This window comes from Hyphomonas sp. ske169, assembly GCF_056850855.1.
Map to the genome: position 1 here is coordinate 1,435,926 of NZ_CP096146.1, position 24,743 is coordinate 1,460,668.

General features: G+C 55.8%; 17 protein-coding genes. 8 read left to right on the forward strand and 9 right to left on the reverse strand.

The window, feature by feature from the left end:
- Positions 1 to 23: 23 nt before the first annotated feature.
- On the forward strand, positions 24 to 1,103 hold the full coding sequence (gene pspF, locus MY069_RS06860) for a phage shock protein operon transcriptional activator (protein ID WP_482796329.1): 1,080 nt from the start codon (positions 24 to 26) through the stop codon (positions 1,101 to 1,103).
- 1 nt (position 1,104) lies between these two features.
- Here pspF and MY069_RS06865 read toward each other — a convergent pair whose 3' ends face one another.
- Entirely contained in the window at positions 1,105 to 2,169 is a 1,065-nt protein-coding gene (locus MY069_RS06865) for an NAD(P)H-dependent flavin oxidoreductase (protein ID WP_482796330.1), read from the reverse strand.
- A gap of 158 nt (positions 2,170 to 2,327) precedes the next feature.
- Between MY069_RS06865 and MY069_RS06870 the strand changes: the two genes are divergently transcribed.
- The 3 genes from MY069_RS06870 (at position 2,328) to MY069_RS06880 (ending at position 6,662) form a co-directional block, all read left to right on the forward strand.
- Positions 2,328 to 3,509, forward strand: coding sequence for a vWA domain-containing protein (locus MY069_RS06870; protein WP_482796331.1), 1,182 nt, complete (start codon positions 2,328 to 2,330; stop codon positions 3,507 to 3,509).
- A 261-nt stretch (positions 3,510 to 3,770) separates the two neighbouring features.
- Positions 3,771 to 5,396, forward strand: coding sequence for a LuxR C-terminal-related transcriptional regulator (locus MY069_RS06875; RefSeq protein WP_482796332.1), 1,626 nt, complete (start codon positions 3,771 to 3,773; stop codon positions 5,394 to 5,396).
- A 57-nt stretch (positions 5,397 to 5,453) separates the two neighbouring features.
- Positions 5,454 to 6,662 (forward strand): acyl-CoA dehydrogenase family protein, encoded by a 1,209-nt coding sequence (locus MY069_RS06880; protein ID WP_482796333.1) that lies wholly within the window; start codon positions 5,454 to 5,456, stop codon positions 6,660 to 6,662.
- Positions 6,663 to 6,739: 77 nt separating this feature from the next.
- On the opposite strand, the gene MY069_RS06885 is transcribed toward MY069_RS06880, so the two are convergent.
- Positions 6,740 to 9,313 (reverse strand): TonB-dependent receptor plug domain-containing protein, encoded by a 2,574-nt coding sequence (locus MY069_RS06885; protein WP_482796334.1) that lies wholly within the window; start codon positions 9,311 to 9,313, stop codon positions 6,740 to 6,742.
- Positions 9,314 to 9,587: 274 nt separating this feature from the next.
- Here MY069_RS06885 and carB point away from each other — a divergent pair, with 274 nt between their 5' ends.
- The 3 genes from carB to MY069_RS06900 all read left to right on the forward strand — a co-directional run bounded on the left by carB (position 9,588) and on the right by MY069_RS06900 (position 14,558).
- Entirely contained in the window at positions 9,588 to 12,851 is a 3,264-nt protein-coding gene (carB, locus tag MY069_RS06890; protein WP_482796335.1) for a carbamoyl-phosphate synthase large subunit, read from the forward strand.
- A gap of 105 nt (positions 12,852 to 12,956) precedes the next feature.
- On the forward strand, positions 12,957 to 13,430 hold the full coding sequence (gene greA, locus MY069_RS06895; protein ID WP_482796336.1) for a transcription elongation factor GreA: 474 nt from the start codon (positions 12,957 to 12,959) through the stop codon (positions 13,428 to 13,430).
- A 45-nt stretch (positions 13,431 to 13,475) separates the two neighbouring features.
- On the forward strand, positions 13,476 to 14,558 hold the full coding sequence (locus MY069_RS06900) for a mitochondrial fission ELM1 family protein (protein WP_482796337.1): 1,083 nt from the start codon (positions 13,476 to 13,478) through the stop codon (positions 14,556 to 14,558).
- Here MY069_RS06900 and lpxC read toward each other — a convergent pair.
- The 4 genes from lpxC to MY069_RS06920 all read right to left on the reverse strand — a co-directional run bounded on the left by lpxC (position 14,555) and on the right by MY069_RS06920 (position 19,183).
- Positions 14,555 to 15,472: a UDP-3-O-acyl-N-acetylglucosamine deacetylase gene (gene lpxC, locus MY069_RS06905; protein WP_482796338.1), complete on the reverse strand. Its 918-nt coding sequence runs from the start codon at positions 15,470 to 15,472 to the stop codon at positions 14,555 to 14,557. The two genes, MY069_RS06900 and lpxC, sit on opposite strands and share 4 nt — an antisense overlap.
- Before the next feature lie 140 nt (positions 15,473 to 15,612).
- Entirely contained in the window at positions 15,613 to 16,968 is a 1,356-nt protein-coding gene (gene ftsZ, locus MY069_RS06910; RefSeq protein ID WP_482796339.1) for a cell division protein FtsZ, read from the reverse strand.
- Positions 16,969 to 17,066: 98 nt separating this feature from the next.
- On the reverse strand, positions 17,067 to 18,362 hold the full coding sequence (gene ftsA, locus MY069_RS06915) for a cell division protein FtsA (protein WP_482796340.1): 1,296 nt from the start codon (positions 18,360 to 18,362) through the stop codon (positions 17,067 to 17,069).
- Entirely contained in the window at positions 18,362 to 19,183 is an 822-nt protein-coding gene (locus tag MY069_RS06920) for a cell division protein FtsQ/DivIB (protein ID WP_482796341.1), read from the reverse strand. Before MY069_RS06920 ends, ftsA begins: the two co-directional genes overlap by 1 nt.
- A gap of 414 nt (positions 19,184 to 19,597) precedes the next feature.
- Here MY069_RS06920 and MY069_RS06925 point away from each other — a divergent pair, with 414 nt between their 5' ends.
- Positions 19,598 to 21,670: a TonB-dependent receptor plug domain-containing protein gene (locus tag MY069_RS06925; protein WP_482796342.1), complete on the forward strand. Its 2,073-nt coding sequence runs from the start codon at positions 19,598 to 19,600 to the stop codon at positions 21,668 to 21,670.
- Here the strand turns inward: MY069_RS06925 and murB are convergent.
- From murB to murC, 3 genes are all read right to left on the reverse strand, one after another.
- Positions 21,667 to 22,599, reverse strand: coding sequence for a UDP-N-acetylmuramate dehydrogenase (gene murB / locus MY069_RS06930; RefSeq protein WP_482796343.1), 933 nt, complete (start codon positions 22,597 to 22,599; stop codon positions 21,667 to 21,669). The genes MY069_RS06925 and murB overlap by 4 nt on opposite strands.
- Before the next feature lie 56 nt (positions 22,600 to 22,655).
- Positions 22,656 to 23,225 (reverse strand): hypothetical protein, encoded by a 570-nt coding sequence (locus MY069_RS06935; RefSeq protein ID WP_482796344.1) that lies wholly within the window; start codon positions 23,223 to 23,225, stop codon positions 22,656 to 22,658.
- Positions 23,226 to 23,329: 104 nt separating this feature from the next.
- Positions 23,330 to 24,739, reverse strand: a complete 1,410-nt coding sequence (gene murC, locus MY069_RS06940) for a UDP-N-acetylmuramate--L-alanine ligase (protein ID WP_482796345.1) — start codon at positions 24,737 to 24,739, stop codon at positions 23,330 to 23,332.
- Positions 24,740 to 24,743 lie beyond the last annotated feature (4 nt).

Here is a 24,743-nt window from a genome sequence, read left to right on the forward strand (position 1 = left end):
ATTCTTTTCGCTATATAGACCTCATGATTGGCAATCAAACTCCACAACTGATCGGTGAAGATCCGAGCTGGCTCGAAGCCCAAGAACATGTCTCTCGATTGGCGCCACTTGATCGACCTTGCTTGATCATTGGCGAGCGCGGGACCGGTAAAGAATTGATTGGCGAGCGGATGCACTTTCTGTCTCGGCGCTGGGAAGGCCCGTTTGTGAAAGTGAATTGCGCCGCCCTCTCAGAGCAATTGCTCGACAGTGAGCTGTTTGGGCACGAGCGCGGCGCGTTTACCGGCGCCACCGAACGCCGGCTCGGCCGGTTTGAATTGGCCGATGGCGGAACGCTCTTCCTAGACGAGATCGCCACCGCCTCGATGCAGGTCCAAGAAAAGCTCTTGCGCGTGGTGGAGTATGGCGAGTTCCAACGCCTGGGCGGTGAAAAGGTCCTGAGCACCAATGTTCGGGTCGTCGCCGCGACCAATGTTGACCTTCCCAGCAAGGCAGCGACCGGCGATTTCCGCGCCGACTTGCTCGATCGCCTGGCCTTCGATGTGGTGACGCTTCCGCCGCTAAGAGCGAGGCCCGCAGACATCTCGTTGCTTGCCGATTTCTTCGCCCGGCGCATGGCCCGCGAAATGGCTGAAGATTTCCCCGGCTTCGCGCCCTCCGCCATTGCCGCAATGGAAGCCCATGCTTGGCCCGGCAATGTTCGTGAGCTCCGCAATTTCGCGCAGCGAGTCACCTATCGCGCCATTTCTGAACATTTGACCGATCCGGTCCAGTTCGATCCCAGCGCGCTTGACCCGTTCGCCTCGCCTTGGCGCCCGGCGGCAGACCTCAAGGCGCCGCAGCGGGCGCAAGACCCGGCACAACAAACCGCCGCCGCGCCCCCGCCGCCGGTGCTCGATATCCCCTTCGAGGATCAAATCCGCCTCTTTGAAACCAGCCTGATCGACACAGCCCTCTCCGCCCATGAAGGCCACCAAGGCAAAGCCGCCAAAACGCTCGGCCTCTCCTATCATCAATTCCGCGGCCTGCTAAAGAAATACGGCTACGGCAAAGGCGCCGGAAAGCCGATCGACGAGATCCAGGGCCCAATCCGGAGCATGTGACCTATCGGGCCCGAAAGGCGTCCTGCAATTCGCGCATCAGAGTCTCAACCAGCTCAGCTGCTGGCATGGCTCGGATGAGCGGCGCGCCCTGCCCCGCCCATTGCGCCCCAAATCCAAACTCGTCTTGCGCCTTGGCGGCCGCATGAAGCGCCTTTCCAGCATCATAGGCGCGCGGATAATCTGGCGGCGGAAACGCATCGACTTCGGACGCCCAAGCCGTAAACCGATTTACGAGACAGCGGGCTGGTCGACCGGAAATCGCCGTGGTCATGACCGTGTGAAAGGCTCCATCGCTTCTAAGTGCTTCGCGATAAGCCGCATCAGCCTTACTCTCAGGGCATGCAACAAAAGCCGTGCCCAATTGCGCGGCTTCGGCCCCGAGCGCGATCATGGATGCGATACCCCTCCCGTCCATGATGCCACCTGCCGCAATCACGGGGATGGAACACTTGGCAACCAGCAATTGGGTAAGCGCAAATGTCCCGAGCTTCTGGTCCGGCAGGGAAGGATCAAACATCCCTCGATGCCCGCCCGCTTCATAGCCTTGAGCGACGATCGCATCGACTCCCGCCTGCTCGGCCGCCCTCGCCTCATCGAGATTTGTCGCGGTTGAGAGCAGCGTGCATTCCGCCGCTTTCAGCGCCGCAATTTTGTCTTGAGACGGCAACCCAAAGTGAAAACTGATCACGGGTGGCCGGAGCGCCAAAAGCAGTTTGAACATTTCATCGTCGTCCGCAAAGCTCCGATAGATCGTGTTTAGAGCTTCCGGCGGATGGGCACCAAAGGCCTCAAACACGGGCGCTAGAGCCTTCAACCACTGCTGCTCGCGCAGGGCGTCGACCACGGGGGTCGCGTGCACAAAGAGGTTCACATTAAAAGGACGGTCGGTCAGAGCGCGAACCGCTTCAATCATCTCTCTCGCGCTGCTCGTCTGTGCTGCGCCAATCCCGATAGAGCCCAGTCCACTCGCATTCGACACAGCAGCTGCAAGCTCTGGGGTTGAGATACCCGCCATAGGCGCTTGCACAATCGGCCGCTGGACGCCGATATCTTTCAAGAACCCCATTTTTGTTCCCCTTCTGCCGCCCGTCCTTATCAAGTTGTGCGGTCATATTGTCTATGATCCACGATTGCGCTTGATCTACGCAGGCGCCTCCCGCCACGGCACCCTTGGAAATTCGCGGCGCTAGGGTTACCTTTAACGTGAACGTCAGGAGTGCCGCTATGTTCCTCAATTTCTTCAACGAGCTTCGCGCCGCCAAGGTGCCGGTGACTTTGAAAGAATATCTCGCGCTGATGGAAGCGATGGATAAAGGCGTGATCGATCGGGACGTCGAGGACTTCTACTATCTGGCCCGCGCGGCCTTGGTCAAAGACGAGCGCAATATCGACAAGTTCGACAAAGTGTTTGGCCATGTTTTCAAAGGCCTCGACAGCCTAGGAGACGCGGTGGAAGCGCAGGACTTGCCCGAAGAATGGCTGCGCAAGATGACAGAGAAATTCCTCTCGCCTGAAGAGATGGCTGAGATCGAAGCCATGGGCGGATTTGAAAAGCTGATGGAGACGCTGAAAAAGCGGCTCGAAGAACAGAAAAAACGCCATGAGGGCGGAAACAAATGGATCGGCACAGGCGGCACATCGCCCTTTGGCGCGAATGGCTACAATCCTGAAGGCATTCGGATCGGACAGGATAAGTCGCGCCATCGCCGCGCCACCAAAGTCTGGGACAAGCGCGAGTTCAAAAATTACGATGACAGCGTCGAGCTGGGCACCCGCAATATCAAAGTCGCGCTCAAGCGTTTGCGCAAATGGGCCCGCAACGGCGCACCTGACGAGCTCGATCTAGACGCAACAATCAAAAACACCGCACGCCAGGGCTATCTCGATATTGAGATGCGCCCAGAGCGCCGGAACACGGTGTCGGTCCTGCTGCTGATGGATGTTGGCGGCTCAATGGATCCGCATGTGAAGGTGATGGAAGAGCTGTTTTCCGCCGCGCGCGCAGAAATCAAAAATCTCGAATATTATTACTTCCACAATTGCCCGTATGAAGGCCTGTGGAAGGACAATCGCCGCCGCCGCAATGATGTCATCCCGACTTGGGACGTTTTGCATAAATATCCCAGCGAATACAAAGTGATCGTCGTTGGCGACGCCACTATGAGCCCATATGAAATCACCTATGCAGGCGGGTCAGTTGAGCATTGGAATGAAGAGCCAGGCGGTCTTTGGATCCAAAGATTTGTCGAACAGTTCCCAAATTTTGCTTGGCTGAACCCAGTTAAGTCTGGGGCTTGGGAATATACAGGCTCGATCCAATTGATCCGTGAACTCATCGGGCCAGACCGGATGTTCGAAATGACATTGGAAGGGCTCGACGGCGCCATGAAAGAGCTCGGGCGCTAAGCCACACGCGAATTTTTGCAAATTGCAACAAAAAAATGCCCGCCAGCGCATAAAGGGGAATGGCTGGCGGGCGAAAGACACCTGCGTTGTGTGGGTACGCTTGATGTCGATATGACGTAATCGTCGGAAACATCCATATGCTGATGCCGCCGCCGGAGGAATAGTCAAATTTTAGTACAAATTTCTGCGCATGCGCGCCCTTGAACCCGTTTCCTACTTATCGTTGAGTATTTTGGAAGAGCTAGGGCGGCATCGAGTAAAGTGGCGGATCGCGAAACACACGCTGAATCGATTGAAGAGTCTCGGGCTGAGGCTGCCCTGGTTTTGCTGCAATCACTTGCGCGCGCGGGTGAAGATCCTGAAAAGTTTGCACAAGCCTGCCGCGATTGGGCAAAGCTATCAGACAATGTCGAAGCGCTGCCTGAGTTTGAGTCTGTGCTGTCCATTTTGACGCCAGCCCTGAATGAACCCGAAGCGCCGTCGTCCCGCCTGCAAAGCGAAGCCATCGCGACAACTGACTCCTTTACGCTCGATGAGAAAGGCTGCGTCACGAACATTACGAAAGACGTATCCACCCAGTTTGAACTGCAAGTTGGAGACATTCTACACCCCTCGATCGAGCTGACATCTAAAGCTGGCGCCACTTCTTCTGATTTACTTGTGGAACGCCCGGACCGGTTTGGCATTTCTCGCCAGATTAAGCTCTATCCCAAACTGACCGATGGCGTCGCGGTTGGATATACGGGCCGGGTCTTCTTGTTCCGGCTGTCGAGTGCTGTGCGCACGCACTTGGTGAACCATTTCGGCTTAACCAGCAGCGAAACTGAGATCTTGGAACTTCTGCTCAGGCGCCACCGCCTCGAGCAGATTGCAGATCTGCGCGGCATTAAGCTCAACACGGTTCGGACACATGTCGCGCGTTTAAACAGCAAGCTTGGCAGCCGCAGCCTGACTGAAACCCTTTCTATGACCGTCGAGCTCTCTCAGGCGCTCAGCTTACGTGCAGAACAGCCGCATGTGCTCATCACCGAAGATGAAAACGCATCTCGCCTGATTTCACTACCCAACCAAGATCAATCCGTAGAGTATCGGCGATATGGCCCGGCGAACGGCCATCCCGTGATGATCTTACATTCGCTAGAATACGGATATTTACCCTCCAAAGACATGATTGCAGCCGCGCGGCGCGCGGGGATCAATCTGATCTTTCCGCTCAGGCCTGGATTTGGCGATACTACCGTGACTGGCTCAATCGAGGAGTCGGCGACGCTGTTAAGCGAGTTTATCCGTGTGCTCGATTGGCGAGACATGACGCTGGTGGGCCAATCGACGTCAGCTCCATTGGCACTCGAGGTGCAAACACTGAGTTCGCGGATCGGCAAAACTGTGTTGATCAACTATGGGCTCGATATCGCCGATAAATTGTCCGCGATCCAGCCTAACTGGTTGAGCGGCTTGCTTCGCATGGGGCTTAGCTCGCAAGCCGGATTCGCGTTCGGTGCGCGCTCGTTGAGGTCCGTCAGCGAGACTTTTGGCGGGACCCGCTTTTACCGCATGATGTATCGAAATCAGGCGAGTGATCGAGCGTATTTTGAGGCCAATACCAAGCTGTTCGAAATCACCTCAGACTATCTGTATGGCGCCGACCTTGCCCAAACACGACTCGATCTAGAATCGGCATTTCTCGACAATCCTCGGGCCGCGACTCTCTTGTCCAGCGTTCGGCCTCTGGTTGTCATGAACAGTGCCGATCAGCAAGGTGTTGGACCAGAAGCAGCGGAGGCTGCGGCGGAACGTCTCGGACTCGATTTTCGCCCCGTTGCCCATTCCGGCCGGAATTGGATCTATCAGTTTCCGGAAACGCTATTCAATGAGGTTTTGCGATAGGGTTTGAAACGAGAAGCGCCCGCTCCCCCGCGGGCACCCCTTCTCAGATGGCCGGGCTTGGATAAACTTGCCCCTATGGATCTTTCATCGAACCCCGCCCTAGAGCCGTTTCGCGCCGAAGTACGCACGTTCTTCGAGACCGATTATCCCCAAGACATTCGTGCGAAAGTCGCGACAGGCGCCAGCCTAACCACGGCAGAAGTGCGCAATTCTGAAATGGCGCTTGGCGCCAAAGGTTGGTTGGCGAGTGCTTGGCCGAAAGAACATGGTGGCCCCGGTTGGAGCTTGGAAGAACAATATATTTTCGATGAAGAGCTCGAACGCGCTGGCGTGCCAACCGTCACCCCGATGGGGGTGATCTATGTCGGTCCAATCATTTATACATTCGGCTCTGACGCGCAAAAAGAGAAATGGTTGCCCGGCACACGCGACGGATCTCTGGGTTGGGCTCAGGGCTATAGCGAACCCGATAGCGGATCTGATCTCGCATCCTTGCAATTCTCAGCCAAGAAGGACGGAGATGAGTACGTCCTGAACGGCACGAAGATCTGGACCAGCGCAGCCCAGCACGCCGATTGGATCTTTCTGTTGGCGCGCACCTCGAAAGAAGAAAAGAAACAAATGGGCATCAGCTTCATTTGTTGTGAGATGGATCGCCCTGGGGTCACGCTCACGCCGATCATCACAATCGATGGCAAGCATGCCCTCAACATGGTGACGTTTGAAGATGTTCGGGTTCCGGCCGATTATCTAATCGGGGAAGAAGGCAAAGGCTGGACCTATAGCCAATATCTGCTCGGGTTCGAACGAACCTCTTATGCGCGCATTGGCGGGAAACGAAAGCAACTCAGCCATATTCGCGCCATTGCCACCGCAGAGCCCACAGGCGGTAATACAAAGCTCATCGATGATGAGGCCTTCGCGCGAAAGCTGACAGATGCCGATATGGCGGTTGATGGCTTGGAAATGACCGTGATGCGTGTGCTCTCAGCGGTGAAAGATGGCGGGAGCCCCGGCAAAGAGGCCTCAATCATCAAGATCTTAGCCACCGAGACGGCGCAACAAATCACGACGCTTTATTTGGATGTCGCTGCAGCACACGGCCAACGCCAGTTTGAAGACAGTGTCAGCCCGGACTGGGCCGGACATTCGGGCTATGCCGCACCCGGTGTCTCGACCTATTTCGGTGCCCGCGCCCAGAGCATTTATGGCGGCACGAATGAAATCCAAAAGAACATCATCGCGAAACGCGTGCTCGGCTTATAGCCTTTAGATATTCAGAACACAAAAAAGCGCCGCCCTCAGATGAGAGCGGCGCAATTTGTTTGGCTTACGAGCTCAGCTTAGAAGCTCACGCCAGCACGGGCGTAAACGAAGCGACCTGCAAAACCGAATGGCGAGCGGGTAGAGAATGGGAAGATCCCATTAAAGTTCTGATTGCTCGGAGTTTCGGTTGGATAGACGTCAAAGACATTGTCCATCCCAAGCCCCACGGTGAATTTCTCAGCAATTTCAAAGTCTACGGACGCATCAACAATCCATTTCGCTTCAAGCGTGAAGTCATTGTCTGGATTGTTAGATGGATCCACAACTTCGCCGTAGCGCGTTGCCCGGAGATTGAAGTCAGCGGCTTTCCAACCATAGTCCGCAGACAAGATCAGCTTCGTCTCTGGCGCACTTTCTTCAAACGTTAGGCGGTTGTCGCGACTGAAGAAGGTGAGATCTGGGACAACAGAGTTCACCGGAACTTCCGTGACTTCAACCTCAGAGAAGTTGAACGCACCAGAAAGACCGACTTCACCGAGTTCACCCAAGTCCCAATCGTAACGGGCGACAACGTCAACACCACGTGTCTCCGTTTCGATTCCGTTTTGGAAGAAGCGCACGCGGCTAACACCTTCAACTCCAGCATTTGCCAGAACCGCATCGACCTCGGCGCCGCCAAGGTTCTCTGACAAGAAGATCTGATCTTCAATATCGATGCTGAACGCGTCGATTGTGATGAAGAAATTATTGTCAGGTGTAATCACCAGACCTGCAGAGAAGCTGGTCGATTCTTCCGCATCGAGTGGCTGAGCACCAAGCGCGACAGCCGCACTGGATTCAGCTGGGAAGGTGCCGATTTCAAATGGTACGCCGTCAATGAAGTTGGTTGACGTCGCTGTGAAGAATTGCTGCTGCAGCGATGGCGCGCGGAACCCGGTGCTCGCAGCACCGCGGATCGCGATAACATCGTTGAAGTCATAACGACCAGTGATTTTACCGGTAATCGTGTCGCCAAAGTCAGAATAGTCTTCATAGCGAACAGCCGCTGAGATCAGAGTTTGATCATTCGGCTCCCATTCCACATCGGCATAGAGACCAATATTATCACGACCTGCATCGACTTCCGACTGCGGGGTGAAGCCGCCAAAAACTTGGCTGTTTGGCGCAAATCCAATACCGAAATTCGCATCGAACGGATCTGGGTAAGTTGATGGATCATTGATATCAAAGCCGACCGGCACATTGACACCAACCACTGGCTCATAGTTCACGCCTGGAACACCACGATATCCGCCTTGAGCGAATGAGGTTGGTTCCCCTTGAGTAATCTCAAAGCCTTCGTCACGGAATTCCGCGCCGAGAGACACGGTTGTCACGCCTGGAAGCAATGTGTCGAATGAACGGGTAATGTTGGCATTCACAACCACTTGGTCATATTCCAGCGCACCGGCATCAAACTCAGTTTGACTTGTCGGTCCAAGCGACGCGTTCAGCGTATTGACGACAGAATAGTCGAGCTCATTAGAGCCGTAGACAACGCTGAAATCAGCATCCCAGCCGCCAAGGTCGCCACGAATACCAGCGCCGCCGCTGATGTCCGTCACGTCACCGACAATCGTTGGCAGGAAGCCGTCAGGATAGATTTCTGTCAGGTTCCGTGGCGTGCCGCGCGTTCCGAGTGGACCTGCCGCTGAGTCGCTTGAACGACGGTAGAAACCTGTACTTTCAGCTTCGCGGTCCTGATAACCGGCCCAACCGTAAAGTTCCCAGTCTTCATTGAGGCCGTATCCAGCATTCGCAAACAAGCTGAAGTCTTCAGCCTCTCCATTCCCCCAATTGTGGTTGAGGCGATTGATCGTTCTCTCGCGCGGATCGGCAACGCCACCTGGCGTAATATATTGCTGACGCGGATCGAGTCCGGCGCGGTTAGATGGATTTCGGTCTTTATATTCACCTGAAACGGTTAGGAATCCGTCCTCACCGATCGCAAAACCTTTCCAGCCGCTGACTTGCAAAGTCTCGCCGTCAACGCGGTCGCGGCCTTGGCCTTTAATATCGGTTACAAAAGCGCCGTAACGAACATTTGCGCCGCCGCCTGAAGCTTCTTCTTTCAGCAGCACGTTGATCACGCCCGCAATCGCGTCAGAACCGTATTGCGCAGACGCGCCATCGCGCAGCACCTGGACGCTACCAATCGCAGACGTAGGAATTGAGTTGAGGTCAACCGCAGACGAACCACGTCCGACAGACCCGTTAATGTTCACGAGCGACGAAGAGTGACGGCGCTTAGAGTTTAACAAAACCAATGTCTGGTCAGGTGCCAGGCCCCGTAAAGTTGCCGGGCGAATAATGTCTGTACCGTCATTGATAGAGGTCTGATTGAAGTTGAATGACGGCACTGTCGCAGCGAGGATCTGATTCAGCTCCGTACGACCTGTTTCAGTAAGCTCTGCGACGGGGAACACGTCGACCGGCACCGACGTTTCCAATGCTGTACGGTCCGCGGAACGCGTTCCCGTTACAACGATTTGGCTCTGACGCAGCTCATCTGCATCATCGGCGGCGTCTGCATCCTGTGCATGACCTGGGAGGGCGATAGACAGCATTGCCACTGAAAGGGCACTGCCAGCGAGTAGGCGTGATTTTTTCATTCTATTCTCCTTGCCTTTACTACTGTCACACCACATAGGTACTTGACCCTACGGCAGCGTCGTTGCGGATCGTTAATTTCCGAATTCTGCGAAATATCGTGACTTTGAAGACACAATTGACGTCTCGATCCTGCCGGCTTGACGCCGGATTTTTATTTTAGGCGCGGGTTGTCGCGATTTTTCACCAGAAGTCGCTTTTCTACTTGCTCGTCCTGCCGACTCCCCGCTATACGCCACCCGTTTGCCTACGCAGCGAGACAAGAAGGACGCCCTGATGCCGAAACGCACCGATATCCAATCCATTCTTGTTATCGGGGCTGGTCCGATCATAATCGGCCAGGCATGCGAATTTGATTATTCCGGTGTGCAGGCGATCAAAGCGCTGAAAGGCGAAGGCTATCGGGTCATTTTGGTGAACTCCAACCCGGCCACCATCATGACTGATCCAGGGCTCGCGGACGCCACGTATATTGAGCCGATCACGCCGGATTTTGTCGAGAAGATCATCGAGATCGAGAAACCCGACGCACTGCTTCCGACCATGGGTGGTCAAACCGCTTTGAATTGTGCCCTCGCCCTTGAACAGGCGGGGGTTCTTTCTAAGCACGGCGTGGAACTGATCGGGGCCCGCGCCGACGCGATTGAAATGGCTGAAGATCGCAAACTGTTTCGCGAAGCGATGGACCGGATCGGGCTCGAAAACCCGAAAGCGGAAATCGTCTCTTCGCCGAAAAATGAAGACGGGTCTTTTGACCGCATCACTGGCCTGAAAAACGCACTCGATGCGCTCGATCATGTCGGCCTACCGGCAATTATTCGCCCAGCCTTCACCCTTGGCGGCACCGGCGGCGGCGTCGCTTACAATCGCGCTGAATATGAAGAGATCTGCCGCGCCGGGATTGCCGCCTCGCCAGTTGCGCAAATCCTCGTCGATGAGAGCCTACTCGGCTGGAAAGAATATGAGATGGAAGTTGTCCGCGACAAAGCCGACAATGCTATCATCATCTGCGCGATTGAGAATATTGATCCGATGGGCGTGCATACTGGCGACTCGATCACTGTGGCGCCCGCGCTGACGCTCACCGACCGTGAATATCAAGTGATGCGGAATGCCTCGCTGGCCGTGCTGCGTGAGATTGGAGTTGAGACCGGCGGATCAAATGTCCAATTCGCCGTTAATCCAGAAGATGGGCGCCTGGTCGTGATTGAGATGAACCCGCGAGTTTCTCGGTCATCAGCGTTGGCCTCAAAAGCTACCGGTTTCCCGATCGCGAAAGTCGCGGCCAAACTGGCGGTTGGCTATACGCTCGACGAACTCGACAATGACATTACCGGCGTCACGCCCGCCGCTTTCGAACCAACCATTGACTATGTGGTCACCAAAATCCCGCGCTTTGCGTTTGAGAAGTTTGAAGGCGCTGAACCACTTCTGACCACCGCAATGAAATCTGTCGGCGAAGCCATGGCGATCGGCCGTAACTTCCAAGAGAGCCTCCAGAAAGCGCTCTGTTCGCTTGAGACCGGACTCACGGGCCTCAATGAAATCGAGTTCTCTGGCCCAGGCGCTTTGCGCGAAGCGCTTAGCAAACAAACCCCAGATCGCCTGCGCATTGTCGCGCAAGCCTTTCGTGAAGGCCTATCTGTCGAAGACGTCCACGCCTCGACCAGTATCGATCTTTGGTTCCTCCGCCAGATCGCCCAAATCGTGGCGCGCGAAGAGGATGTTCGTCGCGATGGTTTGCCGACAACGGTTCGAGACTTCACAGACCTCAAAGGCATGGGCTTCTCAGATGCGCGTCTTGGCGAACTGACCAGCCAATCAGAAGCCGCCGCCCGCGCCGCGCGCCATGCTTTGAATGTGCGTCCGGTCTATAAACGGATCGACACGTGCGCCGCCGAGTTCGCGGCGAAGACACCCTATCTCTATTCGACTTACGAGCACGCTGCTTTCGGCGCGGATGGCCCCGATTGTGAGGCCCTGCCCTCGACGCGGAAGAAAGCGATTATCTTGGGCGGCGGGCCGAACCGGATCGGCCAAGGGATCGAGTTTGATTATTGCTGCTGTCATGCCGCTTTTGCGATGGCCGAGATCGGCATTGAAAGCGTCATGGTGAATTGTAATCCCGAAACTGTCTCGACCGATTACGACACGTCCGATCGCCTTTATTTCGAACCGCTGACACATGAACACGTCTCTGAGATCATCCATAAAGAGCAAAGCGCGGGCGAGCTTGCGGGCGTCATCGTCCAGTTCGGCGGCCAAACCCCGCTAAAGCTCGCTCAGCCGCTCAATCAAGCTGGCGTGCCAATCCTCGGCACCAGCCCGGACAGCATCGACCTGGCCGAAGACCGGAAGCAATGGTCGAAACTGCTCTCAAATCTCGGTATTCAGCAGCCGCCATCTGCGACTGCAAGAAGTCTCGAAGAGACGCTCGAGAAGGCCGCAGAGCTCGGCTATCCGGTGATGTTGCGTCCATCTTTCGTGCTGTCCGGCACCGCGATGCGGATCTGCCATTCTGATGATGATGTGCGCGAATATGCTGGCTATGCCCTTTCCGTCGCTGGCGATGGCTCGCTCTTCATTGACCGCTACCTCTCCGACGCGATTGAAGTCGATGTCGACGCGCTCTGTGATGGCGAGAATGTACATGTTGCTGGCGTGATGGAACATATTGAAGAAGCCGGAGTCCATTCTGGCGATAGCGCTTGCGCTTTGCCGCCTTACACGCTGTCTCCCGCAATCGTCGGGCGCCTCAGCGAACAAACGATTGCGCTGGCGAAAGCGCTGAATGTTTCTGGGCTGATCAATATCCAATATGCGGTTAAAGATGACCAGATTTATGTGCTTGAAGCCAATCCACGGGCGAGCCGCACCGTCCCATTCGTGGCCAAAGCGGTCGGCGCACCGATTGCCAGCATTGCTGCCAAGATTATGGGCGGCAAACAGCTCACCGAGTTTGACCTGCGCCACGCCGAAGCGAGCCGGATTGCGGTCAAAGAAGCGGTGTTCCCGTTCGCCCGATTTGCGAATGTTGATCCGATCTTGGGGCCTGAAATGCGCTCGACCGGCGAAGTCATGGGCTGGGATGATGATTTCGGCACAGCTTTCTTGAAAGCTCAAATTGGCGCGGGCGAAACCCTGCCCACCAGCGGCACCGCCTTCATCTCCCTGCGCGAAGCCGACAAGAAAGAGATTGTCGAAGCCGCCGCTAGCCTGATCGATATGGGTTTTGACATCGTCGCCACCACCGGCACAGCGAGCTTCCTCGCCGACCATGGGATCGAGACCCGCTTGGTCAAGAAAGTCCTGGAAGGCAAACCGAACATTGAGGATGCGATCTTGAATGGTGAGATTGATCTCGTGCTGAACACAACCGAAGGCGCGCAATCTCGTAAGGACTCAAAATCGATCCGGCGCACGGCGATGGTGCAGAAGATTCCATATTTCACCACCCTGGCCGCCTGTCGTGCAGCGGTGAAAGCGATTCGCGCGATGCGCGAAAAACCGCTCAGTGTTCGCGCGTTACAGAAAGCATAACTTGCGAAACCGGACATTTTAGACTACTTGACCGGCCTGCTTTTTGATTGAACCATCCTGTTCCAAGAGCAAGATGGCGTCAGAACCCAAGAACGGTAACTATTCATGCAACGCACACCTATGACCGCCGGGGGCTATGCAGCCCTCGATGAAGAATTGAAAAATCTGAAGTCTGTCGAACGCCCGGCCATCATCCAGGCCATCGCAGAGGCTCGTGAGCATGGCGACCTTTCAGAGAATGCCGAATATCACGCCGCGAAAGAGAAGCAGTCTTTCATTGAAGGCCGGATCGTCGAGCTGGAAGACAAACTGTCTCGTGCCGACGTTATCGATCTGACCAAGGTGAAAGGCGATAAAATCGTCTTTGGCGCCACCGTGACGATTATTGATGTCGATACCGAAGATGAGTCGACCTATCAGATCGTTGGTGAAGATGAGGCGGACATCGCCGAAGGGAAGGTTTCAAACACCTCACCCATGGCCCGGGCCCTGATTGGCAAAGGTGAAGGTGATGAAGCCGAGGTCGCGGCCCCTGGCGGCGCTCGCGTCTATGAGATCGCCGACGTCAAATACCTCTAGCAGTTTGTCCTTCAACTTAAACGCGAACAGTGGCAGGGCGAAGATATGAGTTCGCCCGACACTTCTTTAGGACCGTCGATTTGGGCCGTCAGCGATGGCCGCGCGGGCAATGCAGCGCAGGTGCGCGCGATCATATCGGCGCTCGCAGAAACGCAGCGCTGGCTGCAGATTGGTCATATCTATGGCCAAGGTCACCGCTCTGAACCGGTCATGGTACAGCCGCGCCCGCCTTGGACCTGGCTCCCAGGCGTGAACTGGCCTGCCCCCCGATTAGCGCTTCCAAAAGCGCAACGCGAGACACTCAAAGCCCCCTGGCCCTCACTTTGGCTCGCTGCCGGTCGCCGAAGCGCGCCCTATACAGCGGCGGTCAGAGGCTGGAGCGGCGGGCAAACTTTCGCGGTGCAAATCCTGGATCCGAAGACCGATCCAACAAAGTTTGATTTGGTAATCGTGCCCGAACACGATGCTCTGGAAGGCGAAAATGTTATTCGCACAACCGGGTCGCCGACGCACTTCTCAGAAGAAGCCATCGAAGAAGCGGGACAAGCCTTCGCGGATTTGGCGGACGAGAGTGGCAAATCAGCCGTCATCATCTTAGGCGGCAATTCCAAAGCGCACACATTCACCCGCGCCCGCGCCGAAGAGTTGATGCAATCCTTTGAAGCGATCGCTGGCCAGGGTTGGCGTTTGCGGATTACGTGTTCGCGCCGCACGCCAGTTGGCATTGTCGCTGAAATGCGCCGTTTCGCGGATCGCGTTGGCGCAAGGTTCTGGGCGAATGAGCAGGACGGACCGAACCCCTATCTCGCATGGCTGATCTATTCCAAGGCTGCCATCGTGACGGAGGATAGCTCCAACATGCTGTCAGACGCCGCCTGGCATGGCCTCCCGGTACATATCGCAGCCCTGAAAGGCAGCGCGCCGAAATTCGACCGACTCCATAGCAGTCTGATTGAGCGCGGATGCGCCCGCCGGTTCGACGGCACACTCGCCCTGTGGGACTATGAGCCCTTGCGCGAAGCCGCGCGCGTTGCTGATCAAATCATTGAAAAATTGCTGGAACGCCACCCCCAGCCAGAATTGCGGCAGGTGGATGTCACGAAAACTGCAGCGCCAGATTGGCTCTAGGCAGTAAGACCGTGTGCCGCTGACGCGGTTTCTAGCGCTTCAACATCGGTTTCCCAGCACCAGGATTCCGGATGCTCAAGCAAAGCCCGGACAAGCTTATTATTCATCGCATGCCCAGGTTGGCGAGCTTCATAAATCCCCGCAATTGGCGCTCCGGCGAGCATCAGATCGCCGACCGCGTCGAGCAATTTGTGTCGGATAAACTCGTCATCGCTGCGCAGGCCTTCGGGATTGATGATCTCATCGCCGTCAATCACCACCGCATTGTCGAGCGAGCCGCCGCGGGCAAGCCCCATGGCTTTTAAGGTCTCGACATCACGGGCAAAGCCGAATGTGCGGGCGAACGCGATATCGCGCGCAAACAGACCAGGCACCAACCGCATCGCCATTTGTTGCGTGCCGATGGCTTTGGTTTCAAACTCGATTTTGGCTTTCAGGGTCAGGACTTGATCCTGAGACGGGCTTAGCCGCGCCCATTTCACCCCGTCGCGCACTTCGACCGTATCAAGAATACGGATGCGGCGGTGTAGCGCCGTTTGTTGTTTCAGACCTGCGGAATGAAACAGCTCACAAAACACAGCCGAAGACCCGTCCATTATCGGAACTTCCGGGCCATCGATTTCAACCAGCACATTGTCCAGCCCCATGCCTGCACAGGCAGCGAGGAAATGTTCCACAGTGGCAACGCTCGCACCGTCCGCATTGGTCAGGGTTGTGCCAAGCTGAACCTCGGTGACATGGTCACCGCGCGCAAGAATATCGCTCTGCGTAGCCAAATCGGTGCGACGGAACCGGATCCCGGTATTCACATCCGCAGGTTTGATCACCATTTTCGCGCGCGCACCGGAATGGACGCCAATCCCTGCGCAAATCACGACCGTATTCAGTGTGGTTTGATACTCTACTTTGCCCAAGCCTACTCTCCCTGTAGCACCGGCATAGATGACGGCTCGGGCCCTAATCTCAACACAAGCATTATTGCGTTTTGTTGCAGTCTCCCGGAATCGCAAAGCCGCCTGGCAATTGGCGGCTTAACGTGACAGAGATTTAAGGATCAGGTGTTGGCTGAGCGCCGCAAAAACGCTGGAATTTCCAGGTCTTCATCATCAAATGGCGTGGCCTTTGGATGGTCTTCTGGGCTCGAGACGATCTTTGGCTGATCCTCTTCAGTATCATTGTCGCCAACGGTGTCTTCGCGGCGCCAACCGAACAGGTTTGAGAAGCCTGCAGGGCTCTCAGAAACAGGCTTGGTGAACGCTGCATCGGCGCTGACCGTGTCAGCACCATGCTGGCCTTCGACGTGAGCGGCTGGCAGCGCACGACCGCTAAAGTCTGGGCGCTGATCAACTTCGGGCGCGGTTGGCGTAACAGGCGGCTGGCTCACGACGACAGGCGCCTCAGGATCAACAGCCGGGGCTGTTGGAGCAACGCTCGGTGCCATGGTGGATGGAATTGCAACCGCAGCTTCTTGTGCAGCAACGCCAGCAGCCACTACAGAAACGCGAATCCGGCCTTCTAATTCAGGGTCAAAAGTCGATCCTAGAATAATGTTCGCATCCTCGTCGACTTCGCGGCGAATTTCATTGGCCGCCTCGTCCAGTTCGAACAAGGTCATGTCATAGCCGCCGGTAATATTGATCAAAACGCCGCGCGCGCCGCGCATAGAGACATCATCTAGCAGCGGATTATCAATCGCAGAACGAGCCGCTTCGAGCGCACGGCCTTCGCCTTCGCCCTCGCCCATGCCCATCATCGCAGTGCCCATACCTTTCATGATCGTACGGACATCAGCAAAATCGAGGTTGATTAGGCCAGGCATGATCATCAGATCGGTAATCCCACGAACGCCGGAATAGAGCACATCATCGGCCATGCGGAAGGCTTCCGCGAAGGTTGTCCGTTCATTGGCAATTCGGAACAGGTTTTGGTTCGGAACAACGATTAGTGTATCGACGGTGTCTTGGATCTTCTCCAAACCGCGATTTGCGGTCGTCATACGATGCGTTCCTTCAAACCCGAATGGTTTGGTCACAACGCCGATAGTCAGAATGCCTTTATCATGGGCCGCTTTGGCGATGACTGGGGCCGCGCCTGTTCCGGTTCCGCCGCCCATGCCAGCTGCAACAAAGACCATATGCGCGCCTTCAAGCGCTTCCATAATCTCTGTCATCGATTCTTCGGCAGATGCTTCGCCGACCTCAGGACGGGCGCCCGCGCCAAGGCCTGCGGTTGTTTCAGGTCCGAGTTGAATACGGTTTTCAGTCTTCGACCGGCGCATCGCTTGCGCATCCGTATTGGCAACGTAGAACTCAACGCCTTGCAGGTTTGCTTCGATCATATTGTCGACAGCGTTACCGCCAGCACCACCAACGCCAATGACGACAATCCGTGGTTTGAGTTCTTGAGTCATGCCCTGTTCCCGATCTATTTAATCTACGCGCCAAAAAGATGTCTGGGGGCAGAATGCCTGGTTTGGCCTAAAAGACTCTTAAATGACTGTCATCTCGCTCAAAAATTTTCGCGGATCCAGATTAAGACTTTGGCAAACACTCCACGCCCGGATTCTCCTCCGGCTAGCGCCGCCGCATGCCCAGCCCGTGATGCGTCGGCAAATCCCTTAAGTTCGTAGCTTATCAGACCTGCTGCTGTCGAAAAGGCTGGATTCCCATAATTCTCACCTAGAATGTCAGCATCAATGGGACGCCCCATTCTAACTGGCTGTTTTAGAACGGAAGTCGCGAGCTCTCGAACGCCCGCCAATTGGCTTGCACCGCCGGTGAGAACGGTCCGTCTCGGTAGAATTGGTCGCAAAGGACTGGCTGTAAGGTGCGCTTGCACCATTTCGAACAGTTCTTCGATTCGCGGCGCAATGATCGAGGCCAAGTCGCCGCGGGTCATCCGTCCCGCTTTCAGACGCCCATCATCCCCCAGCCGCGGGGCTTCAATGCGTTCAGCCATGCCGGGACCAGCCGTATCAGCCGTGCCGTGCAGTGTTTTCAGGCGTTCAGCGGCCGCAAAGGTTGTCCCAATGCCTTGCGCGATATCGCCAGTGACGCGCGAACCGCCGACTTTGACGAGGTCCAGCCAAGCCGGCGCGCCGTTCATAAAGACAGAGACAGAGGTCACACCGCCGCCAAAATCAATACAGATCGCGCCATTGTCGATTTCATCTTCGATCAGAGTACCAGATCCGCTCGCCAAAGCAGATGGAACGATCCGTTCCACACCGAGATGCGCACGCTGGACGCATTCTCTCAGATTCTTGACCAGCGATTTCGGCGCGGTGACGACATTCAGCAAAACCCGGAGCCGTTCGCCAATCATGCCAACCGCATCGCGAATGTCATCTTGGTCATCAACGCCATACATAACCGGATACGCGCCCAAAAGCTCGCGATCCTTAGGCACCGTTTGATTGAGCGCCTTCGCCCACAGTTTTTGAACGTCTTTGCTGCTTATCTCGCGTTGGCCGAGCTCAATTTCGGCTTCGGCCAGCTGGCTGTCGACTTTCGGCCCTGTAATGCCGAGAATAACGCGATCGATACGCTCATTGGCTTCGCGTTCCGCGTCTTCGACTGCCAACCGAATAGACCGCTCAAGCGCTTCGATATCGGTAATCGAACCGCCATTGAAACCGCGGCTTTGTTGGCGACCGCCGCCCATGAAGGCAAATCCAGCTCGGCTGCCGGGATCCACCCGGCCAATCAAACACGCAATCTTTGAACAACCAATATCCAGCGCCGCAACAACCGTCCCGGCTTTTCCGACCTGTCTAGGTTTCAGTCTTTGCGTATTCGTCGCCATTAAGCTGCGCCTCCCGCACTTTGTTTTGCCGGTGTGAGATAGACATGACCGGCAATTCTCAGATCGATGATGCTCAGCGGCCGCGCGGCGAGCTCGGAGCCCTCATGTTTTTGCGCGAACCCAGCTAGGTTCAGCTCAATGCTCTCATCGACTGGTAATTTTACAATCGCGCCTGACTTCAAGACCAGGTCCCAACGTCGGCCAGCTACGCGGCGGGCATGATCTGTGTGCGCGCGCAGACTTGGGGCGAGCGCTAGCGCCTTTTCCAGAGCCGGCACCGCCTCTGGGCCGCCGGCCCCAATTGATTTCACAAGCTCGAGATGATCGCTCGGACGCGCTTTCGGCATTTGGCGCCCTAAACTGTCAACGACAGTCCACCGCTCGCCATCATTCCATAAGGCAGTCGGCTCTGCAGCGCTGGCATAGATCATCACCGTGTCTGGCCATAAGCGATAGACCCGGACCTTGGTGACCAAACGCGTGTCCTCAACGCGGCGGCGAATAAGATGCGGATCAGCGCGGAACATATTCTCACCCGGCTCGATCATTGCCGCTGTTTTCACTTGTCGCGCCATCGCGGGGACATGCTCGAGCCCAATCACTTCAACAGTCTCGACGGAGAGGCCAATGGAGCGAGACGCGCCGTCCATGGCGCTGCCCCAACGTTTACCAACTTGCGAGAGCGATCCGCCAAGCATGGCGGCACCTGCGACGATCAAGGCAACGACCATGACCAAACCAAAGATCACAGACGAAATCTGGGTGCGCTCCAGAGCAATGTCCGGTTCAGGCGCTGACTTTTTGCCTTTGGCCCGTGGCATGTCGCGTGACTTCCTCTCAATCATCTCCAATCGCGGATCCGTCCGACAGGTCTTGGAAACGCTTGAGGACCAACGCTTCTGCTCATCCGAGCAGGAATTTGAACACCACCAAGCGGATCGAAGGCCACATCACATCACGATCCAACCTGATGAATTTTGCACCAAAGTCGTAAAACTCTCTTAAAGACGCCCCAGGTTGCTGAAGATTCATTTTTTTATTCGATTGCCTCTAATATTGAGGGCTGGTTGCCCTATTTTCGACACACAAATCAGACCCCTTGGCGATCTACATTTTTGGATCCCAACGCCGCGATCTACAAATGTAGAAATTTTCCAAAAAACAGGGTTGCGGAGAATAAGTTACATATGTAACACACTCCTATCGGGATCGTTTTTCTCTCCAGGAGAACCTAAATGAAGTATTCTTTTCTCGCTGGGCTTCTTGTGAGTCTACCGCTTTCTGTGCACGCGCAAGAGGCCAATCAAACCAGCGAGGAAGCCAGAACCTTCACCATGGCGGATTTTGAACAATTCGCTCCGCGCACCGCGTTCGATATGGTGAGACAGATCCCTGGTTTCAGCATTTCTCAAAGCGATGGCCAACGCGGCTTCGGCCAGGCTCAAGAAAATGTTCTGATCAATGGCCAGCGCATTTCATCAAAATCATCAGGCGCAGGCGAGGTCCTATCCCGTATTCCAGCGACCAATGTGGAACGGATTGAACTCGTTGAAGGGTCGAGCCTCGATATTCCCGGGCTGAGTGGCCAGGTCGCTAATGTCATCGCCACTGCGAATGGGATCAGCGGCACCTGGACCTATCGCCAACGCTACCGCGAGAACCTGCCCCCGGCTTTAGATTGGTTCGATGTTTCAGTGAATGGGCAATCCGGCACGCTTGGTTGGACGCTAGGTATAGAGACGGAACCCAATCGCGGCGCCGCTTCGGGCCGTGAAAACATCTTTGAAAACTTTAATGGTGGAACTGGCGAACTCGTAAACTATCGCGAAGAAGAATTCACCTTCATCGCCGATTCATTCGGCTTAAATGGCTCTCTGAACTGGAAACCTGCAAATGGCCATATCGCCAATTTGAATGCTGAGTACAATTTGTGGGAACCCGATCAGCGCGAGACAAGTAGTGAGTTTTCACCGGATGGCACTTTGCTCGGGCAAAGCATTTTTCAGTTTAAAGAGAACGAGTGGAACAGCGAAATCAGCGGCGACTACGAGTTTGGCCTAGGGTCAGGCCGGCTCAAGCTTATCGGATTACAACGGAATGAGCACAGTCCGACCAGAGCCAAATTCTTTGGCTCCAACTTGGATGGATCTCGGCTGCGGAACCAAATATTCGATAGCACCACCGATGAAAGCGAGAGCATTCTGCGCGGGGAATATAATCTAACCGGCGCAAACAATTCTGACTGGCAATTCTCCGTCGAAGGCGCGCTGAACACGCTGGAAAACGAACAGCAAAGATTTAGCGGAGACACATTCGACACCGTTGTCGAAGTCGCCTCCAATCCGAGCGTTCGGGTGGAAGAAAAGCGCACAGAAGTGTTCATCACACATGGGCGTCAGCTGGCTCAGAATTTGAGGCTCCAAGTCTCCCTTGGGGCTGAACAATCTGAAATCATGTCTGACGGCGAACGTGGACAGACCCGTGATTTCACCCGGCCAAAGGGCTCGGCATCCTTATCTTGGGTTCGAGATGAAGACACGACCATAAATCTCTCGCTCCAGCGAGAAGTTGGGCAGCTCAACTTTTTCGATTTTGTCGACAATGTCGATTTGAATGTCGGCGACAATGACACTGGCAATAGAAACATCGTGCCTGATCAAAGGTGGCGGCTTGCACTCGAAATGGAAAAGGATTTTGGCAGCTGGGGCGCATTGACCGTCGAGGTCTTTGGCGAAGAAATTGAAGACCTGATCGATCAAGTGCCGATTTTTGATCAGGGGACACCTCCACAGCCAATCGGCGAAGGGCCTGGCAATATCGAAGAAGCCTCACGCTTGGGATTGGAAATCGACGGCACGATTAAGTTCGACAATTTGGGCTGGAAAGGCGCGCAGGTCGATTACGAAGTTTTCGCTCAAGATACATTCCTGGACGATCCCCTTACTGGTGAAACCCGCGACTTTAACGGCCGAACGATTTACTATTACGAGCTGAACTTCCGGCATGATATTCCCGAGACAGATTGGGCGTGGGGTGTGAATTACGAAACCTTTGCCGATGCCCCCGTCTTTCGCCGTGACGTCCGCCGCCATTTCGAACAACCGCAAGGATTTGCTTGGGGCTTTATCGAACACAAAGACATATTCGGTATGACCGGGACTGTCTTCTATGGCAATTTGCTGGATAGCGACGACAATTTTCAGCGCATCGAGTACGCGCCAGATCGAACCGGCACCATCAATCGCATCGAGGATCGCAGGCGAAACTTTGGCGGTATCCTAACGCTGAGATTGCAGGGCTCTTTCTAGTCGCTTTGTAAGCGCCCTATCCGGCGGATTTCCCAACGGAGGTCGACGCCCGTTTGCGCCAAAACGCGGGCGCGAACGAGCTCGCCCAGCGCTTCGATGTCAGCAGCGGTGGCGTCGCCGGTATTGATCAGGAAGTTGCAATGCTTCTCGCTGACTTGCGCCCCGCCGACCCGCAAACCGCGGCAGCCAGCCGCGTCGATCAGCTTCCAGCTGGAGCGCGCCTCCGGCGTTCCAGGCGGGTCAGGGTTGGCGAAGGTTGAGCCGCCAGTCTTGTCTTTGATCGGTTGGGTTTCCGCGCGGCGTTTTTGATGCGCAGCAATCTCTTCGGCGAGCGTGTCAGGCTCTCCGCCGGGTTCGCCACGAAGATGCAATTCGGTCACGATTACGTCGGATGGAAAGTCTGTGTGGCGATAGGAAAAGCCAATCTCGTCTCGCTTCAGGAGAACCCGCTCGCCTGCACGCGTCACCCCTTCCACCGCCACCACCACATCGCTAAGTTCGCGGCCATAACACCCCGCATTGGTCCGGACCGCGCCGCCAATCGATCCTGGAATACCGGATAAGAAAGACAGGCCGCCCAACCCTTCTTTCGCCGCGGCCTTTGCCACCGAAAGATCAAGTGCGCCCGCCCTTGCGATCAGCGTATGTTCGTCATCGCGACGGACATCACCCCAATATCTACCCATCAAGCGAATGACGACGCCTTCTATCCCGCCGTCCCTGACAATCGTATTTGAGCCAACCCCTAAGACAGTGACCGGGACTTGTTCCGGGAGCGCCTTTAGCACGGTCTGCAAGTCTTCTATGTCTGCCGGCAGGATGAGCGCATCAGCTGCCCCACCAACGCGAAACCAAGTATAGGGCGCGAGCGCCGCTCGCTTCATCACTTTGCCGCGAAACCCGGGCAAGCTGTCTAAATCAAAGCTCATAAGCTCGCCTACCGCTTGTCGGCACTGCCGAAAAGAGGTGATCCGCCAATTATCGCTTAGAACCTATAGCGAAGCCGGAAGTTCGCGCGCGCTTCGGTTTCAAGCGCGGCCGTCTGCTGGAGATCAAATGCCCCGAAAACCCGAGCCTGCTCGGCGCGATTGACAAAGTTCGCGCCTACACTGGCATCCATCGCCCATCCGGTCTTGGCGACTTGCGCCTGCACGCCAATACCGATGAAAGGCGCGCGGTCCCGGTCATGATCAAATAACGGCCCCACGCCACCCATATCGATGATCGCCCGGTCGATTTGCCGACCCAGTTCAGATCGGTCCTCGGTAGAGCCGACGGCGACAACCAGGTTTGGGTGCGGGGTGCTGACATAAGCAAAGGTCCCAACGCGTCCGGCGCGTTGCATCTGCACTTTTGGGACGGGGACTGGCTGAGATCTCGCAGTGACATTGACCTCAAAGCGAGGGCGCAGTTTTACAGCGCGCACCGGCATTGGCGTTTGATCAACCAAGCGCAATCGCAAAACTGGCTCATCATCTACGACCCGCTCGGCAACGACGCCTGAAGCGGCGGTGACACAGCTGATTGCCAAAATACAAAGTGATTTCGTCCACACGACGCCGTCCCTCACGTCTTACGCAGATTAAGACTTGGCACTGAGACTTTGACAAAATTTCACGGAAAATGGCCCAATTGGCCGGGCCGCATTTACCGTAGCAGCTACGCTTCGAGCGCCTCAATTAACTGATTGGCTTGCGCAGAAATGCTGCCCGCGCCCATACACACAACCATATCGCCGGGTTGGGCCATTTGTTTGATCAGTTGCGGTAAGGTTTCTAAATCGGCCAGCGTGTGCGCTTCTTTATGGCCGTGACCTTTCATACTCGCGACCAAAGACGCATGATCGATCCCGTCGATCGGATCTTCACCGGCCGCAAAGACTGGCGTGATGACAGCAATATCGGCCTCACGGTAGCATTGCGCGAACTCTTCAAACAGATCTTTGAGGCGCGAATAGCGATGCGGCTGCGAAATCGCGATCACCCGCCCCTGCCCTTGTATGGCGCGCGCAGCTTTCAGGCACGCCTCGATTTCTACCGGATGGTGGGCATAATCATCGATGATTTTAACCCCGTTCCACTCTCCAACCTTTGTGAACCGACGCTTCACGCCGCCAAAGGCTTTCAGACTGTCGCGCAATTGTTCATTGGTGGCGCCCAGCTCAACCGCGACGGCAATCGCCGCCAAAGCGTTCGAGACATTATGCTCGCCGGCCATTGGCAGGAAGACCTGCTCAATTACCCGCTCCGCCGCATTCAATTGCGCCCGGATCATCACATCAAAGGTCACGCCCTCAGTGGAGGGTTGCAGATTGACCGCCCGCACATCAGCTTGGCGATTATAGCCATAGGTGATGATGCGGCGGTCTGAGACCCGCGCGACCATTGCAGCGACTTCTGGATGATCGGTGCACAGCACCCCGAAGCCATAAAACGGAATATTGCCGACATAAGTATCGAACGCGTCCCGAAGCGCATCCATGGAACCATAATGCTCCATATGTTCAGGATCCATATTCGTCACGATCGCGATCGTCGGACGGATTTTCATAAACGTGCCGTCAGATTCATCGGCTTCCAGAACGATCCAATCGCCATCACCGGCTTTGGCGTTCGAGCCATAGGCATTGATGATCCCGCCATTGATCACGGTTGGATCAATCCCCGCGCCATCAAGCAAAGCCGCGACCATTGTCGTGGTGGTCGTCTTGCCATGGGTCCCAGCGACGGCGACGGTCCATTTCAGGCGGATGATTTCTGCCAGCATGTCGGCACGGCGCACCACCGGGATGCCTGCCGCGCGGGCCGCTTGCACTTCGACATTATCGTCTTTGATCGCGCTTGAGATGATTACTGCGCTGGTGCCCGCAACATTCTCAGCCGTGTGTCCAACATGCACGACCGCGCCTTTCTCGCGCAGGCGTTTGACATTGGCGCTGTCTTTCATGTCAGAGCCCTGAACCTGATAGCCGAGATTGATCATGATCTCGGCGATACCCGACATGCCAATACCGCCTATCCCAACCAAATGAGCGGGGCCGAGGGGGAAAGGCGTGGGAGAAGGTTTCATGAGA